Consider the following 13,158-nt stretch of genomic DNA (forward strand, 5'->3'; position numbering starts at 1 on the left):
TAGGAACCGAGCCTCCCTTTGCCCGTTACCCCTTCATCGATCCGCGCAGCATTGCCCCCCGCTCACGCGGTTCGGTGATATCGGCGGCCCGTCAGATCCCCCGACTGACGGGCCGTCTTCATGTCGTAGAGGGCTGGCTATATGGCGCCCAGACTGAAGCTATTCCGCACGCCGATCGGCTTTCACGATGCCTATGTCGCCGCGCCCAGTCAGAAGGCGGCGCTGAAGGCCTGGGGAGCCGACGCCGATCTGTTCGCGCGGGGCATTGCCGAACGAGTTGAGGATCCCGCGCTGCTGACGCAGGCGGCCGAGAAGCCGGGCACTGTCATCAAACGCGCTCGCGGGACCGCGGAGGAGCATCTGGCCTCCGCTGAGAAGCAAGCGAAAACCGCGCCGCGAAAAGTGCAGGGCAGAGCGAAGGTTGAGTCGCCGCCCTCGAAGCCCCGGCCGCGACCCAGTCGGAAGGCGCTGGATTTGGCGGAGCAGAAGCAGGCCGCGCACCAGCGGTCGGTCAAAGCACGCATTGAGGAATTGGAGGAAGAGCGCGCCCGCATCGGGGCCCAGATTGCGCAGGTCCGGAAAGAAGAGAGGGAGCAAGCCGGCAAATTTCAGACGGCGGTCGACAAAGTCCGCGCGAAATATGAGGATGCGCTGGGCCAATGGCGTAAGCAGACCTGAGGGCCTGAGGGCGCCAGCAGGATTGCAGTGACCAGGCAGGCGTGGAGGCGGGCGTGGCTGATGACATGTTGACCGAGGACGAGAAGGCCCTCTTCACCCTCGCGCTGGTGGAGCAGTGCGTGCGCAACACCGGGTTGGAGGATCTTCATGCCGGCGTCACGCCCAGCAACGCGACCGGCGATTATAGCGATGTGAAGGTCGTCACCCCCTATGGCGAAATTCCCTGGAATAATCTCTCGCGTATTTCCGACGAGGAGATGAAAGCCCTGATGATCGAGGTGACGAACAAGGTCTTCACCTTCCTGACTCGCGGCGAAGACCTGATGACGCTGGGGCCGGCGGCACGATGGAACAAGCCAGAACTCGACCAGGGACTATCGGGGAAAGCGGATCGTCGCGCGGCGCAGCGCGGGCGACGGATGAAGGCAATATCGCCGTAAAGGCCTCTACGGGCGCAATTTTGCGCCATATGTGCCACGATCTTGGCAACGCTCCTCCGAAACTCTTCAGATTTATTGTGCGATGCAGCAACATATTTCGCAGTTGCAGCGTTTCATCGCCGAATGGGCCCCTGCTCATGGAGGGACAGTTATGACGAAACTGCACTCGACAATCGCGCAACTCGGAAAGTTCAGGGCATTATCGCTCCAGTCGCCGCCACCGTCCGATCGGGGCCAGCTCAGCGACATGGAGGATTTCGGTTCCAATCCAGGAGCGCTGCGGGCCAGATATTATATCCCGACGGATCTGGGCGCTTCGGACCAGGACCGGCACGCGCCACTGGTCGTGGTTCTGCATGGATGCACACAAAATGCCGATGCCTATGACCACGGCTCTGGCTGGTCGCAGCTGGCGGATGAGCTGGGCTTTGCATTGCTGTTCCCGGAGCAGCGACGCGCCAACAATCCCAATCGCTGCTTCAACTGGTTTGCGCCCGGCGACTCCGCGCGTGACGCAGGCGAGCCGCTATCGATCCGGCAGATGATCGCCGCTATGGTCGCGGCGCATCCGATCGACGAGGCCCGCATCTATGTGACCGGCCTTTCGGCTGGCGGCGCGATGACGTCGATCATGCTGGCGACCTATCCTGAATTGTTCGCCGGCGGCGCGATCATCGCCGGCTTGCCTTACGGCGCCGCGGCGTCCGTGCCGGAAGCCTTTGCGCGCATGCGCGGCGAGGGCTATCCCGATGACAAGTCGTTGGGGACTCTCATCCGATCCGCCTCTGACCATGCAGGGCCGTGGCCGACCATCTCTGTCTGGCAGGGTGACGCGGACCAAACGGTCCACGCCTCGAACGCGGACAGGATCATCGCCCAATGGCAGGCTGTCCACGGCAGCGACGCCTCAGACGTTGAAACGCGGATTGTGGACGGGTCCCGCCAGCGCCTCTGGCGCGATCCCGACGGCCGCGTCGCGGTTGAGGCTTATGAAGTGATCGGTATGGGGCACGGGACGCCGCTTGCAGTCTCCGGTCCCCGGGCTTGCGGCGTCGCCAGCCCCTACATGCTCGATGCCGGTATCTCATCGACCCGGCATATTGCAGCATTTTGGAGGCTGGCCGAAGAAGGGACGGCTATGCCGGTGGAAGTTGATGCTGGCTTAGAGATCGACCCCATAGCGCGCGGCCCAGATCCTATCCCATTCCCATTGCGAAACGACGCTAGCCAATCTCGCCAGGCGTCGGGTCGCGTGAATGTGGGCGCGATCATCGAACAGGCCCTCCGACGGGCCGGCATCATGCGATGAAGCGTCTTGCCGACCGCTGGCGGGCCTGCGGCTCGGGAGCAGACAGCGGATCGCCGGCCGAGGTTTTCGCCCGCCGCGCCGGCGGTTTCTCTATTCCGGACCGAGTGGCTTGAGCGTCTATCAGGGCGCGAAGCCGAGCAATCCGCGCTGATAGTCCTCGACAACATAGGCGATCGGCAGACCGTCTGCCCGGCTCATGAGCGCGCGCTGGGAGAACAGGATTAGCGGCGGGATTTTGGCTGTTCGCCTTTCTCCCTTGGGCAACCACGCTGACGACGATCCTGCCGATTTCCGATCGAGATGCATGGGCGCGACCACCTTGCCGAACGGTGTGCCGGTCTGCTGAAGGCTTACCTCCATGGAAGCGGGCAAACGGGAAGGGACATACCAGAGCCGTGCAACGGAGAGGATATGCCCGCTACAGCGCAAGCGGACATGCCGCAGTTGAACGCGGTCCGACGCTTTGAGCTGTAACGTGCGGCGCAATTGCGCGGTCGCCGGCACCGGCTTGTTCGCGATTTTCTCGGCGATGACCGCGCCTTCTGGCGCCATATGATGGGAAACACACCAGCGGTCCAGCACGGCGGTCGCGGATGCGGCTTTGCCGATCTCGTCCCGCAACGCGCTGACCTCGGCCACGGATTGCGCAATTTCGGTTTGGCGCGCCGGGGCGACGTCGGGGCTGGTGATTAACCCAGTCGCCAATCCCGTGGCGGACAGGGTAAGCAAGGTGAATGGTCGAAGCATGCTTGGCCCTATGCCTCCTTGGCTCCGGCTATCACAAGCAGAGGATATAGCCGTAGCGGCGCACCGCCTGTCCGGCGCTCAGTTGGCCACAGGACAGGTCGACACCGTTTGACGTGCATCTGGCGACCGTCCGGCCATATCTGTCGGTATCGGTCTTGTGGCACTGCACCGATCCCGCCGCGACGAGATTCTGGAGATTTTGCATGGCCGCATAGGGATCGCCCTGCGTGCATTGTCGTCCCTGGCGACAATGTCCAGGCAGCTCTGGCGCATCGATCCCCGAAAGACGAATATGTATGGACCCGCAATCGAACGTATCCCCGTCGATTACGCGGATGCTACCACATTGGAAGCTTGCATCTTCCGAAGCGAAACCCGTTCCGCCGATCAACTTCAGCCCCAGGGATGCCCCAAACAGCAGGCCGATGATGACGACGACGCTTTGGACGCGCGTCCATCGCCTGCGTGTTGGTCCGCGCCAGTGTGTCAGCCGAGACCCACGCGAATTGCGCCGAGCATTTTTCAGTTTCCTGAATTTGTGGACATCCCCCATTCGCCTATCATCGGGCATCAAGGCTTTACATGCAAACGGGGAGGTCAGGGTCAAAGCGTCAGCGACCAGATCTATCCGAGCAGGTCATGGCAATGATCATTCCAGGAGATTAGCGAGATTGCGCAGGCTGGACGACATCCCTTCCCGGTGATCGGCTTCGGAGATGCCCGCAGGCACATTCTCGGCAAGGAAAGTCACCTTGCTGCTGTTTCCCTTTTCGCGCTCGATCGTGGTGGTGAGCGTCATCGTTCCGGCAAAGTCCGGATCGTCGCTTTCAAAGCTCACGGCCTCTACGATCTTCTGGTCAGGGATGAGATCGACGAAACTGCCCTCGAACATGTCTTCGCCCGATCCGCTCTTGCCGCCTTCCGGGCTGCCCTCGGGATAGATGAAAGCCATGCGATAGCCGCCGCCGATCCACGGGTCGAAGCGCTCGACGCGAGCGGTCATACCGCTTGGCGGGCGCCAGGACGATACGGATTCCGCGTCAAGGAAAGCGCGATAAATGGCGCGTGGTGACGCCAGGATGGTGCGCGTGACTCGATGGTTATGCGATTCGGACATTGTGGCGACCTGTAGGGGCCGAGCCCTGCGATCCGCAATGTCTGGAGGGCCGATAAACGATAGGCCGCCATTTTACCGGCGGCCTATCCACTGTCTGTGCCTTGTGCGGCAGGCTTAGAGCCTGACCCCCGCGGAGGCCATGCCCAGACTCTCTGACGCGCGTGGCGTAGGACAATGAGACATCTGACCACCTCCTTTCCGTTGTTGAACGTGAAGAGGATATGGGAACGCGTACGGCTTGTTCAAGCACTGCACATCAACCTTGCGGCGCTCAATGCGCCGGCGACTGCCGGCAATTCTTCTCGGCGGCGCCAGCGAGGGGCTCACCGTGGCAAGGGCGTCCGTCGCTATCCAGCTCAGCTTGGCCGCTGGGGCGAAGCGAACGCGTCAGATCCTCCGTGCAGCGCCGGATCGGCAATCGGATAGGCCTGCAGCGGAACAGGAGGATCGCCACTTCGCAAAATATCTATCATGCCATCGAGCAGACTGTTGACGAGCCGCGTGCCATCGGAGGTCAACTTCACCTCGATGCACCGCCGGTCTGTATCCGGGCTCTCTCTTCTCAGCCACCCGGCTTTCTCCATCTCCACGATCTTCCGCTGCGCCGTGGAGGATGGAATGTTGGCGGCCCCGCAGAGCGAGAGCATGAAGACGTCCCGATGGTCGTGGTCAGCCAGGTAAAGGTCCAACAGCATGTCCCAGACCGGGTTAGGGCATAGGCTATATCCGAGCGAGACACCCACGATCTTCCGCATCGCGACCAGCCTCTTGCAGATGTCGATGCGCATGTCGGCGCATGGAATATGTGTCATTCCCCAACTCCCTTACATTTGATCGAGAAAATTCGCGGACTGAGCCTGCAAGACGGGCAGCGGCAGATTGGCGGCCTCGCTTTCCCAGAGGGAAGGCCATGGCATTACCGCGCGCCGTGCGCGTGCAGTTACAGATAGCCGGCTCTGCGAAAGCTGACCCAGCCTTCGCGTGCGACGATGAGATGATCATGCACGGCGATGCCGAACCAGCGTGCTGCTTCCGCAATCTGCGTGGTCATCGTCTTGTCAGCCTTCGATGGCGCCGGCCTCCCAGAGGGATGATTGTGGACGAGGAGGATGGCGGTTGCTCCCACGTCGAGACAACGTTTCAGCACCTCTCGAGGATAGATGTGAACGCTTGAAACCGTTCCGGACGCCATAACCTCATCGACCAGCAAATGATTGGCCGCGTTCAAAAAGAGGACCCGCATTTGCTCGACGGGGGCAAAGGCCATGGTCGCACGGAGATATTCGATGACCGCCTCTTCATTGGACAACACGCATTTGTCAGCGATGCGTCCACGCAGAATATGGTCGATCGCCATTTGAAGGCAGACAAAGCTGCGCTCGATGTGGCTCGAGGCGCCCATCACCGCCAGACGATCCAGCGGCTGCGCCGCGAGCGCTTCACCCAATGATCCAAAGCGCTTGACCATTTGCATCGACAATTCTTCCGCCCGAGCAGGGCAGGTGAGCGCGATCAGCTCTTCCAGGATGCGTCGACACCCTGACGCGCCAGTCTCCTTTGATGCCGCCAGGTTCCCGCGACAAGCATCAACTGAATGATCCAGCTCCAGATCGCCAGGCCATCGATATACGCCTGTGGGATGATGCGCGGCATCAACGCCCGCATAAGGTGGACGATCACTTCTGCCCCCAGCATTGCTGCGATCCACAGCGGCCAAAAGCGCGTGCTTCTTATCGAGAGCCATAGGAAACTGCCCAGAATTGCAATGTCGATCAGCAACATGCCTGTTTCGACAAGCCGGAAGCGGCCTCCAAAGGGACTGACGACAAGTGTAGAGAGGAGGGCGCCCCCCAGCAGGGAGGCCGCCCCGATTTGCTCGGGTCGGCCGCCACGCAAGCCCGCATAAAGCGAACTGAGGATCAGCAGCACCAGGAAAGCACTTTGTCGCATCATCCCAAGGATGAACAGGAACAGCTCCGGTCCGTCAACATATTGTAATAGCGCAGATCAGACTGCGCGAAGATGTGGCTCAGGCGTGCGCTGCTGCGTCACTCCGGCTTTGAAAAGATCGCCGTAGCTGACTTCCCGCAGTCCCATGTCGTCGCTGGCCCGCTTGAGGTTCGCATGGGTTGCAACGATCTCTTCGCGTGTGCGGGCGACGAGCACCATGGCGGCAGCCGAACTGGTCACCGCATCCTGCCCGATGGTGGCGGAGAGCCGCGCGTCGAGCCGAGCCAGGGGCAGAGCGGCATTCAGTTCCGCAATGCGGGCAGCAGCGAGGTCGAGAGCAGTCTCTGCGGCAAAGAGCCGGTCTGCGACTGATTGTGCGATGTCTTTGCGTTTTACGCGCATGGGGTCTCCTTCCCGTTCCTGCTCGGAGCGGGTCAAATTGGGTGTGATGGGGATAGGTCAGCTTATCGGGGCATCCCGTTGAGCGCCGATAGCAGAGAGGCGGCCGATCCTGCCGCTACAAGGGCGGCAGCCGTCAAAACGGCAACCGTGGCCATGGTGAAGCGCGTCGTCAGGTCATTTTCTTTTCTCCCGCTCGATCTGAGCGGCGCATAGGCCATCAGGGTCGGGACCACCTGCGAGAGGATGAAGATATCCTGCTCTTCGTTGAACGGTCCGCCGGGTTTGGCCAATGCATCCGCTGCATGGTTGGCGGGTTCAGATGGCTGGGAAATATGGTCCGGGGACAGACCCAAAAATTGGGGGGCTAATAATTGGGTGGGGGGTAAATCTTCTTTCGCTTCGGCCTGGAAGGCCACAAAGAGGCGGACTGCCTCGCTGCGCTCGATCCCACCTAGATGCTCGCGCGCCTTCGCGATATGCTTGTAGACCTGGTCCGTGCCGATCTTCAGAATCCCGGCGATCTTCTTTGGAGGGTAGCGCTCGGCGAGCAACTCGAGACAATCCCGCGGCCTCCCGCTCAAAGTTTCGAGTCGCCCTCTATAGGCGGCGATGTCGGGGGGAGATTGTTTCTCTTGCATGGCTTGAGCGCGACCTCTTGCATGCTGGCGGCCCGATTGCACCTAGATCGCCGGCGGGAAGCCAGTCCGTTACCTGTGTGACATTGTCATGAAAATGAAACCTAAAAGCAACCGACGAGCCAGCGTTTTGGAGCCGTGTCGGCTGCGTTGATCACTGATGCCAACGGAGCCGAGCGCGGTTCATGGCGGCAGGCGCCACAGGCGGAAAGAGGAGTGGGGCTGGGAGGGGGAGCCCTGTGGGCTCGAACACCAATCCTGCTGACAGGAGCAATTCCATGCTCGCTTCAAACCTTTCATTCATCCACCATATTTCCCTCATCATTCAGCGAAATATTGCCTGCAAAATCATGCATGGAGGCGCGTGTGACCAGGCGTCGGTCAATCAATGACTGCGCTTGATCGGCGAGGCGAGGCACTCGTCCACAGGCTTGGCGGAACCTGGAAACACGGTGGAGGCATGTGCCGTTGTCCTGCCCATGAGGACCGGAGTCCGAGTCTCTCGGTGAGAGTCGGTGACTCGGCCCTGCTGTTCAAATGCTTCGGCGGCTGCACGATCGCTGAAATTCTACGCGCCTTGCGGCGTGACCGCATCGATATATCCGGAAGGCCAGATAGCGGGCACCGCGCAGCAGCACATAGTCAGCAACGATCGACCGCGGCTCTCAGACTCTGGCGTGAGGCAGGCCCCATCGAGGGCACGCCCGCTGCACGGTATCTCGCAGGCAGACGCATATATCAGGCAACGCACGCCCTGCGCTTTCATGGCTCGACGCCGCTCGGCGGGGGCAATAATGTCAGCTTCCTTCCCGCCATTCTCGCCGCTGTCGTCGAGGCCGATGAGATTGTCGCGATCCAGCGGATATTTCTTCAGCCCAATGGCCGCCCGGCGCTGCTTGCAAAGTTCAAGCGGACCTTGGGCTCGCCAGGAGCAGGGGCAGTGCAAATTCAGCCGGCGCAAAACGTGCTAGGTCTCGCCGAAGGGATCGAGAACGCGGCGTCAGCCAGCACCCTTCTTGGCATTCCTGTCTGGGCAACGCTGGGCGCCGAACGGTTCGACAGGGTCGCTATTCCGCAGAGCGTCAAGCGGCTCGTTCTGCTCGCGGACAATGACCGGACCGGCCGCCGCGCTGTTGCCAAGGCGATCACGCGCTACATGCGGCCCGAGCGACAGGTCCTCACCATATGGCCGCCTGCTCCCTTCAATGACTGGAACGAACTGCACCGGGCAGGAGGGGAGGTGGTGGTGGAGCGGGCGCGGTTAGCGGCCTGATGGTCGGGGCGCTCCGCCTGTTGGAGACACTCCATGAACAAGACACCGCCCATTATCTTCGTTCCGGCATCCAAGCTCTCGATCGCACCCACCAATGTGCGCAAGCGCACCGACCCCGATGCGGATGCGGAACTCAAGGCCAGCATCGCTGCCAAGGGCATCATTCAGAACCTGATCGGCGTCCCGGTTGCCCGCAAGAGGGGCGAATATCGCATCACTGCCGGCGGCCGACGGCTCACCCAAATCAACGCGCTCATCGAAGATGGCGTCCTGGGGCCTGACTATCCCGTCGCCGTGATGGTGCTCGCCGACAAGAATGACGCGACCGAGGTCAGCCTGATCGAGAATTTCATCCGCCTCAACATGTCGCCTGCCGAGGAATGCCGGGCGTTCCAGGCGATCATCGACGGCGAGAAGAAAACCCCTGCCGACGTCGCCAAGCATTTTGGTCTCACCGAACGTTTCGTTCTTGGGCGCCTGCGACTTGCCGGCCTTGCCGACACCATTTTCGACGCGCTTGCGGCGGGCGAAATCACGCTCGATGTCGCCAAGGCCTATGCCAGCATCTCCGATACGGTGCGGCAGGCGGCTGTGTTCGAGGAGATGGGTAGCGGCTATTATTCGACAAATCTGAGCGAAATCCGCCGACGCCTGATCTCCGGCTTCTATCGCGGCAGCGATCCCAAAGCCCGACTGGTCGGGCGCGATGCCTACATCGCGGCAGGTGGTCGCATCGATAGCGATCTCTTCTCCGATGCCGCCAATGAGAACTGGATCGACAGCGACATCATCGATCGGCTCGCGACCGAGCAGATGGAAGCGGCAGCTGCTGCGGTTCGCGCTCAGGATGGCTTTGGCGAGGTCCGCATCATCTGCGAAACCCGCATCCCCTATATGGAGACCATGGCGCTCGATGAATTGGAGGGCGAACCTGCTGAACTGACCGCTGAGGAAGAGGAGCGTCAGCGCGCGATCGAGGTCGAACTGGAAGCCATTGCCGAGCAGGCCGACGAGGATGGCTATTCGGATGAGGAGATCAGCCGGATCGAGGCCCTCGAAGCGGAACATAGTGCGCTCAACGAAAAGCCTCCCTTCATCTCCGCCGAGCAGAAGGAGAAGGCGCTCGCCTATCTCGTGATCGGCAGCGACGGCCAGCCCAAGCTCCACGAACGGCTTTTCATCGTTCCCGAGCCCGAACCGGAGGTCGAAGAGGCGGCAGCCGAGTCTGAAGCCGATGACAATTCGGCCGAGGAAGTCGAGCAGGAACTGATCGAGGACGGTCCATCGCTCGCGCCGATCAGCCAGAAACTGGCTGAGGAACTTGCGATCATGAAGACCGAAATCCTCCGTCTCCATGTGGCGAGCGATCCGCACTTCGCCCTCGACCTCGGCACCTTCTTCATGGTCGATACGGCCCTCGGGCGCAGCTACGGACATCCGAGCGAACTGCGCGCGACTGCGCCCTATTCGCGCGTGCCGGGATTTGAGAGCGACACCCCGGCCGCCGAGGGCTGGACGGATCTCGAAGCCGCCCTTGATCGCAGCTGGACCGAAGCCGGTAACCTTGTCGAACGCTACGACGCTTTCTGCGGCCTCGATGAAGGCGCGCGGGCCGCATGGCTCGGCTGGGCGATCGCCCGCACCCTCCACGCGGTCCCGGTCGGCGGCGCCGGCGCTGATCTCATCGATCATCTGGGACGCAAGCTCGAAATCGAGGAGCATGTCTGGTGGCGCCCGACGGCGCGCCGCTATTTCGACCGGGTGAGCAAGGGCAGAATACTGGCCCATTTCGGCGAGGTCGGCGGCCTGGAGCTTTCCAATCGCTACGCCGCATCCAAGAAGCACGACCTTGCGGCATCGGCCGAGAAGCTCTTCGCCGGGCAATTGATCGTCGAGGCGGAGGTCAAGGACCGGGCGCTCAATTGGCTGCCGGACGAGATGCGCTTTGGCCCGGCTTTGAGTTCCGAATGCGAGAGCAGCGACCAGGGCGGTGGCGAGCTCGCGGCAGAGGCCGCCGGCGCCCCCGGTTCTGAAGCTTCGGGCGAGGGCCTTCCGGAAGCTGCCTGAGTTCCGTGCCAGCCGGCGCTGCGCTTTTAGTGGCGCCGGCCCTTTTTGCTTTCCCGACGCCCTCCGCCGGAAGGGAAGGGGGTGCGAGCTGTGCTGCCGTGCAGCGGCAGTTTCCTCACCGACAGGAGTTCCCGATGACCCGTTCGCTTCTCGCTGCTCTTGAAGCCGGCGCAGACCCGCTCGACCAGAAAATCTGGACGATCGCCGCCGTCGCCCGGTCGCTTTCCGACCTCATTCGCACCGGTCAGCCTATCAGCCGCCAACGGCTCTCACGGCTGATGACGGCCCATTTCGGGACCGATGACAGCTCGGGCGCCTGGTCGCTTCGCGACGCCTATGACGCTCTCGAGTTGGCGCAGGTCACGGCATTTCTTCAGAGAGATGCCGACAGCGATGACGACGCCCAGCCTGATCGCGCGCTCCTGAGGATCGCTGCGCTCTCGGAGCGATTGCCGACGCAAAGCTATCGGTCCGAGCGCCAGATCGACATGCAGCAATTTTCGACGCCTGCACCGCTTGCCTTTCTGGCTTCGCTGGCCGCGGCCATCACGCGGGACGATCTGCTCCTCGAACCATCTGCTGGCACCGGCATGCTGGCGGGCTTTGCAAAAGCTGCCGGCGCGCGCCTGGTGCTGAATGAGCGTGACCCGCTTCGAGCAGGTCTGCTCGCCCAGGCATTCAGCGCGGCGGTCACCCGGCACGATGCTGAACATATCGATAATCTGCTCGACGCGGGGCTGCGCCCGAGCCTTGTCCTCATCAACCCGCCCTTCAGCCGGAGCGAGGCGAGGGGCAAGGATCGCCATGCCGGCGCGCGTCATCTCCGCTCGGCTCTTGCCCGCCTGATGCCGGGCGGACGCTGCATCGCGATCATGTCGCCGGCCTTCGCGCATGATGGTAGCGCGGCTAGCGGCTATGAAGCGGTCGCAGCCCTGGTGTCGCCCCGCGTCGAGATCACGATACAGGGGCGCCCATTCGCGAAACATGGCACCAGCATCTCGGTCCGCCTGCTGGTCTATGACAAGGGATGGGAAGGGACGCCGCTCCGGGTGACGGTGAATGGCGTCGACGCGCTACTGCCGCATATCCTTTCACTGCCACCTCGGCTTGGCGGAGGGGTGCCGCCCGAACCGGACCAACCGGCAGTTCGCCGTCCATTGGCTGGAAATTCGACAACCAACGCGCGCCCGGTCATCCGATCGCTGTTCTCGGACAAGCAAGGTACCATCGCACCACTCCCCAAGCCCAGGCCGATCGTGGCCATTGATGGGACCATCGAACCGCTTGCCTACGCGGTTCGCGGCACGCCGCTGCCCGCCGCCGAGCAGATCGGCATCTACATACCCTGGCGCCTTTCGCGCATGGAAATCGCTGGGGCCAAGGCGCATCCCGATCAACTGGTCGAGTCGATCGCCATGTCCTCAATCCTGCCGCCCAAGCCGACCTATGTGCCGATGCTACCACGCTGCGCCGTCGCCGCCATGTCGGACGCGCAACTCGAAACCGTCATTTATGCCGGCCAGGCCTTCGAGCGGGACCTGCCCGGTCTCTACGCTCCCAATGAAGCCGGCACGCTATTGTCACCTGACGGAAATGGCGAAGCCTATCGCATGGGCTTCTTCATCGGCGACGGCACCGGCGTTGGAAAAGGTCAGCAGGTGGCGGCCTGCATCATGGATCAATGGAGCCGCGATCGACGCAAGGCCGTCTGGATTTCCAAGAGCGCCGCGCTGATCGAGGATGCCAGAAGAGACTGGGCGGCGCTCGGTGGATCGCCTCTCGATATTCAGCCGCTCGACGCCTTTCCTGTCGGCAAACCGATCAGCATGACCAGCGGCATCCTGTTCCTGACCTATGCGACCCTGCGCTCGCAACGGCATGACGAAGCCTCGCGCCTTGCGCAGATCCTTGCCTGGCTGGAATCCGATTTCGAAGGGGTCATCTGCTTCGATGAGGCCCATGAAATGGCCAATGCCGCCGGGACCGAGAACCAGTTCGGGAAGCAGAAGGGTTCCGAACAGGGGCTGGCCGGCGTCCGATTGCAAAATCTGCGTCCACGCGCCCGGATACTCTATGTCTCGGCGACGGGCGCAACCGATCCCGCCAATCTCTGCTATGCGATCCGCCTCGGGCTGTGGGGGCCTGGAACCTCCTTTGCGGACCGGGCCGAATTCATGGGCGGGATCGACAAGGGCGGCATTGCCGCCATGGAAATCGTCGCCCGCGATCTGAAGGCGCTCGGCCTCTACACGGCGCGGGCGCTTACCTTTCAGGGCGTCGAATATGAGCCGCTCGAGCATCCGCTCAGCCAGGATCAGATCGCGATCTATAATGCCTATGCCGATGGCTGGACGCTGTTATGGCGAGCTGCGCATAAGATCGCTTATCGCGAGGAAGCGGTAATGCGGAGGAGCGCGGCGTAGTCCTGCAAAGCTGCGGAACATTTCGCCACGTCCTTCACATTATTCTATAGGGTGTCGAGCCATCCCATCAGATTGGCATCTCGCTTCCACGAAGGTGGCACGTTGCTCGCCGCCGGG

14 protein-coding genes and 1 pseudogene are annotated in these 13,158 nt (G+C 62.1%); 7 read left to right on the plus strand and 8 right to left on the minus strand.

All coding sequences use genetic code 11. The annotated features are described in order from the left end of the window. The first annotated feature begins 141 nt into the window (after nucleotides 1-141). The 3 genes from ACFQ24_RS02900 (at nucleotide 142) to ACFQ24_RS02910 (ending at nucleotide 2,427) form a co-directional block, all read left to right on the plus strand. Entirely contained in the window at nucleotides 142-678 is a 537-nt protein-coding gene (locus ACFQ24_RS02900) for a hypothetical protein (RefSeq protein WP_380909006.1), read from the plus strand. 53 nt (nucleotides 679-731) lie between these two features. Then, nucleotides 732-1,118, plus strand: coding sequence for a hypothetical protein (locus tag ACFQ24_RS02905; RefSeq protein ID WP_380909008.1), 387 nt, complete (start codon nucleotides 732-734; stop codon nucleotides 1,116-1,118). Nucleotides 1,119-1,269: 151 nt separating this feature from the next. Then, the gene (locus tag ACFQ24_RS02910; RefSeq protein ID WP_380909010.1) at nucleotides 1,270-2,427 is read left to right on the plus strand and encodes an extracellular catalytic domain type 1 short-chain-length polyhydroxyalkanoate depolymerase; all 1,158 of its coding nucleotides are present in this window, start codon (nucleotides 1,270-1,272) and stop codon (nucleotides 2,425-2,427) included. A 120-nt stretch (nucleotides 2,428-2,547) separates the two neighbouring features. On the opposite strand, the gene ACFQ24_RS02915 is transcribed toward ACFQ24_RS02910, so the two are convergent. The 8 genes from ACFQ24_RS02915 to ACFQ24_RS02950 form a co-directional block, all read right to left on the minus strand. Beyond that, complete coding sequence (locus tag ACFQ24_RS02915) at nucleotides 2,548-3,174, minus strand: hypothetical protein (RefSeq protein ID WP_380909012.1); 627 nt, start codon at nucleotides 3,172-3,174, stop codon at nucleotides 2,548-2,550. 31 nt (nucleotides 3,175-3,205) lie between these two features. Continuing rightward, on the minus strand, nucleotides 3,206-3,745 hold the full coding sequence (locus tag ACFQ24_RS02920) for a thermonuclease family protein (protein ID WP_380909052.1): 540 nt from the start codon (nucleotides 3,743-3,745) through the stop codon (nucleotides 3,206-3,208). Between the two features lie 78 nt (nucleotides 3,746-3,823). Continuing rightward, the gene (locus ACFQ24_RS02925; protein ID WP_380909014.1) at nucleotides 3,824-4,291 is read right to left on the minus strand and encodes an SRPBCC domain-containing protein; all 468 of its coding nucleotides are present in this window, start codon (nucleotides 4,289-4,291) and stop codon (nucleotides 3,824-3,826) included. 356 nt (nucleotides 4,292-4,647) lie between these two features. Continuing rightward, nucleotides 4,648-5,079, minus strand: a complete 432-nt coding sequence (locus tag ACFQ24_RS02930) for a hypothetical protein (RefSeq protein ID WP_380909016.1) — start codon at nucleotides 5,077-5,079, stop codon at nucleotides 4,648-4,650. Nucleotides 5,080-5,231: 152 nt separating this feature from the next. Continuing rightward, nucleotides 5,232-5,771, minus strand: a complete 540-nt coding sequence (locus tag ACFQ24_RS02935) for a JAB domain-containing protein (protein WP_380909018.1) — start codon at nucleotides 5,769-5,771, stop codon at nucleotides 5,232-5,234. A 32-nt stretch (nucleotides 5,772-5,803) separates the two neighbouring features. Next, nucleotides 5,804-6,220: a hypothetical protein gene (locus ACFQ24_RS02940; protein ID WP_380909020.1), complete on the minus strand. Its 417-nt coding sequence runs from the start codon at nucleotides 6,218-6,220 to the stop codon at nucleotides 5,804-5,806. Between the two features lie 78 nt (nucleotides 6,221-6,298). Beyond that, entirely contained in the window at nucleotides 6,299-6,643 is a 345-nt protein-coding gene (locus tag ACFQ24_RS02945) for a hypothetical protein (protein WP_380909022.1), read from the minus strand. Between the two features lie 62 nt (nucleotides 6,644-6,705). Further along, nucleotides 6,706-7,194 (minus strand): hypothetical protein, encoded by a 489-nt coding sequence (locus ACFQ24_RS02950; protein ID WP_380909024.1) that lies wholly within the window; start codon nucleotides 7,192-7,194, stop codon nucleotides 6,706-6,708. Nucleotides 7,195-7,738: 544 nt separating this feature from the next. Between ACFQ24_RS02950 and ACFQ24_RS22675 the strand changes: the two are divergent. From ACFQ24_RS22675 to ACFQ24_RS02965, 4 genes and pseudogenes are all read left to right on the plus strand, one after another. Next, nucleotides 7,739-8,212 (plus strand): annotated as a pseudogene (locus tag ACFQ24_RS22675) (DUF7146 domain-containing protein); the annotation flags it as partial. Nucleotides 8,213-8,218: 6 nt separating this feature from the next. Continuing rightward, nucleotides 8,219-8,551, plus strand: a complete 333-nt coding sequence (locus tag ACFQ24_RS02955; RefSeq protein ID WP_380909026.1) for a toprim domain-containing protein — start codon at nucleotides 8,219-8,221, stop codon at nucleotides 8,549-8,551. A gap of 33 nt (nucleotides 8,552-8,584) precedes the next feature. Continuing rightward, nucleotides 8,585-10,618: a ParB/RepB/Spo0J family partition protein gene (locus ACFQ24_RS02960; protein WP_380909028.1), complete on the plus strand. Its 2,034-nt coding sequence runs from the start codon at nucleotides 8,585-8,587 to the stop codon at nucleotides 10,616-10,618. 134 nt (nucleotides 10,619-10,752) lie between these two features. After that, nucleotides 10,753-13,041, plus strand: coding sequence for a strawberry notch-like NTP hydrolase domain-containing protein (locus ACFQ24_RS02965; protein ID WP_380909030.1), 2,289 nt, complete (start codon nucleotides 10,753-10,755; stop codon nucleotides 13,039-13,041). Nucleotides 13,042-13,158: the final 117 nt, after the last annotated feature.

Origin of the sequence: Sphingobium olei (assembly GCF_042678845.1) — a bacterium.
Lineage (GTDB): Bacteria > Pseudomonadota > Alphaproteobacteria > Sphingomonadales > Sphingomonadaceae > Sphingobium > Sphingobium olei.

What these genes read in the sequence shown, in the direction of transcription:
- ACFQ24_RS02945 (WP_380909022.1), bottom strand. Translation starts at nt 6,643, where the DNA reads ATGCGCGTAAAACGCAAAGACATCGCACAATCAGTCGCAGACCGGCTC.
- ACFQ24_RS02920 (WP_380909052.1), bottom strand. Translation starts at nt 3,745, where the DNA reads ATGCCCGATGATAGGCGAATGGGGGATGTCCACAAATTCAGGAAACTG.
- ACFQ24_RS02930 (WP_380909016.1), bottom strand. Translation starts at nt 5,079, where the DNA reads ATGCGCATCGACATCTGCAAGAGGCTGGTCGCGATGCGGAAGATCGTG.
- ACFQ24_RS02960 (WP_380909028.1), top strand. Translation starts at nt 8,585, where the DNA reads ATGAACAAGACACCGCCCATTATCTTCGTTCCGGCATCCAAGCTCTCG.
- ACFQ24_RS02910 (WP_380909010.1), top strand. Translation starts at nt 1,270, where the DNA reads ATGACGAAACTGCACTCGACAATCGCGCAACTCGGAAAGTTCAGGGCA.
- ACFQ24_RS02965 (WP_380909030.1), top strand. Translation starts at nt 10,753, where the DNA reads ATGACCCGTTCGCTTCTCGCTGCTCTTGAAGCCGGCGCAGACCCGCTC.
- ACFQ24_RS02925 (WP_380909014.1), bottom strand. Translation starts at nt 4,291, where the DNA reads ATGTCCGAATCGCATAACCATCGAGTCACGCGCACCATCCTGGCGTCA.
- ACFQ24_RS02915 (WP_380909012.1), bottom strand. Translation starts at nt 3,174, where the DNA reads ATGCTTCGACCATTCACCTTGCTTACCCTGTCCGCCACGGGATTGGCG.
- ACFQ24_RS02900 (WP_380909006.1), top strand. Translation starts at nt 142, where the DNA reads ATGGCGCCCAGACTGAAGCTATTCCGCACGCCGATCGGCTTTCACGAT.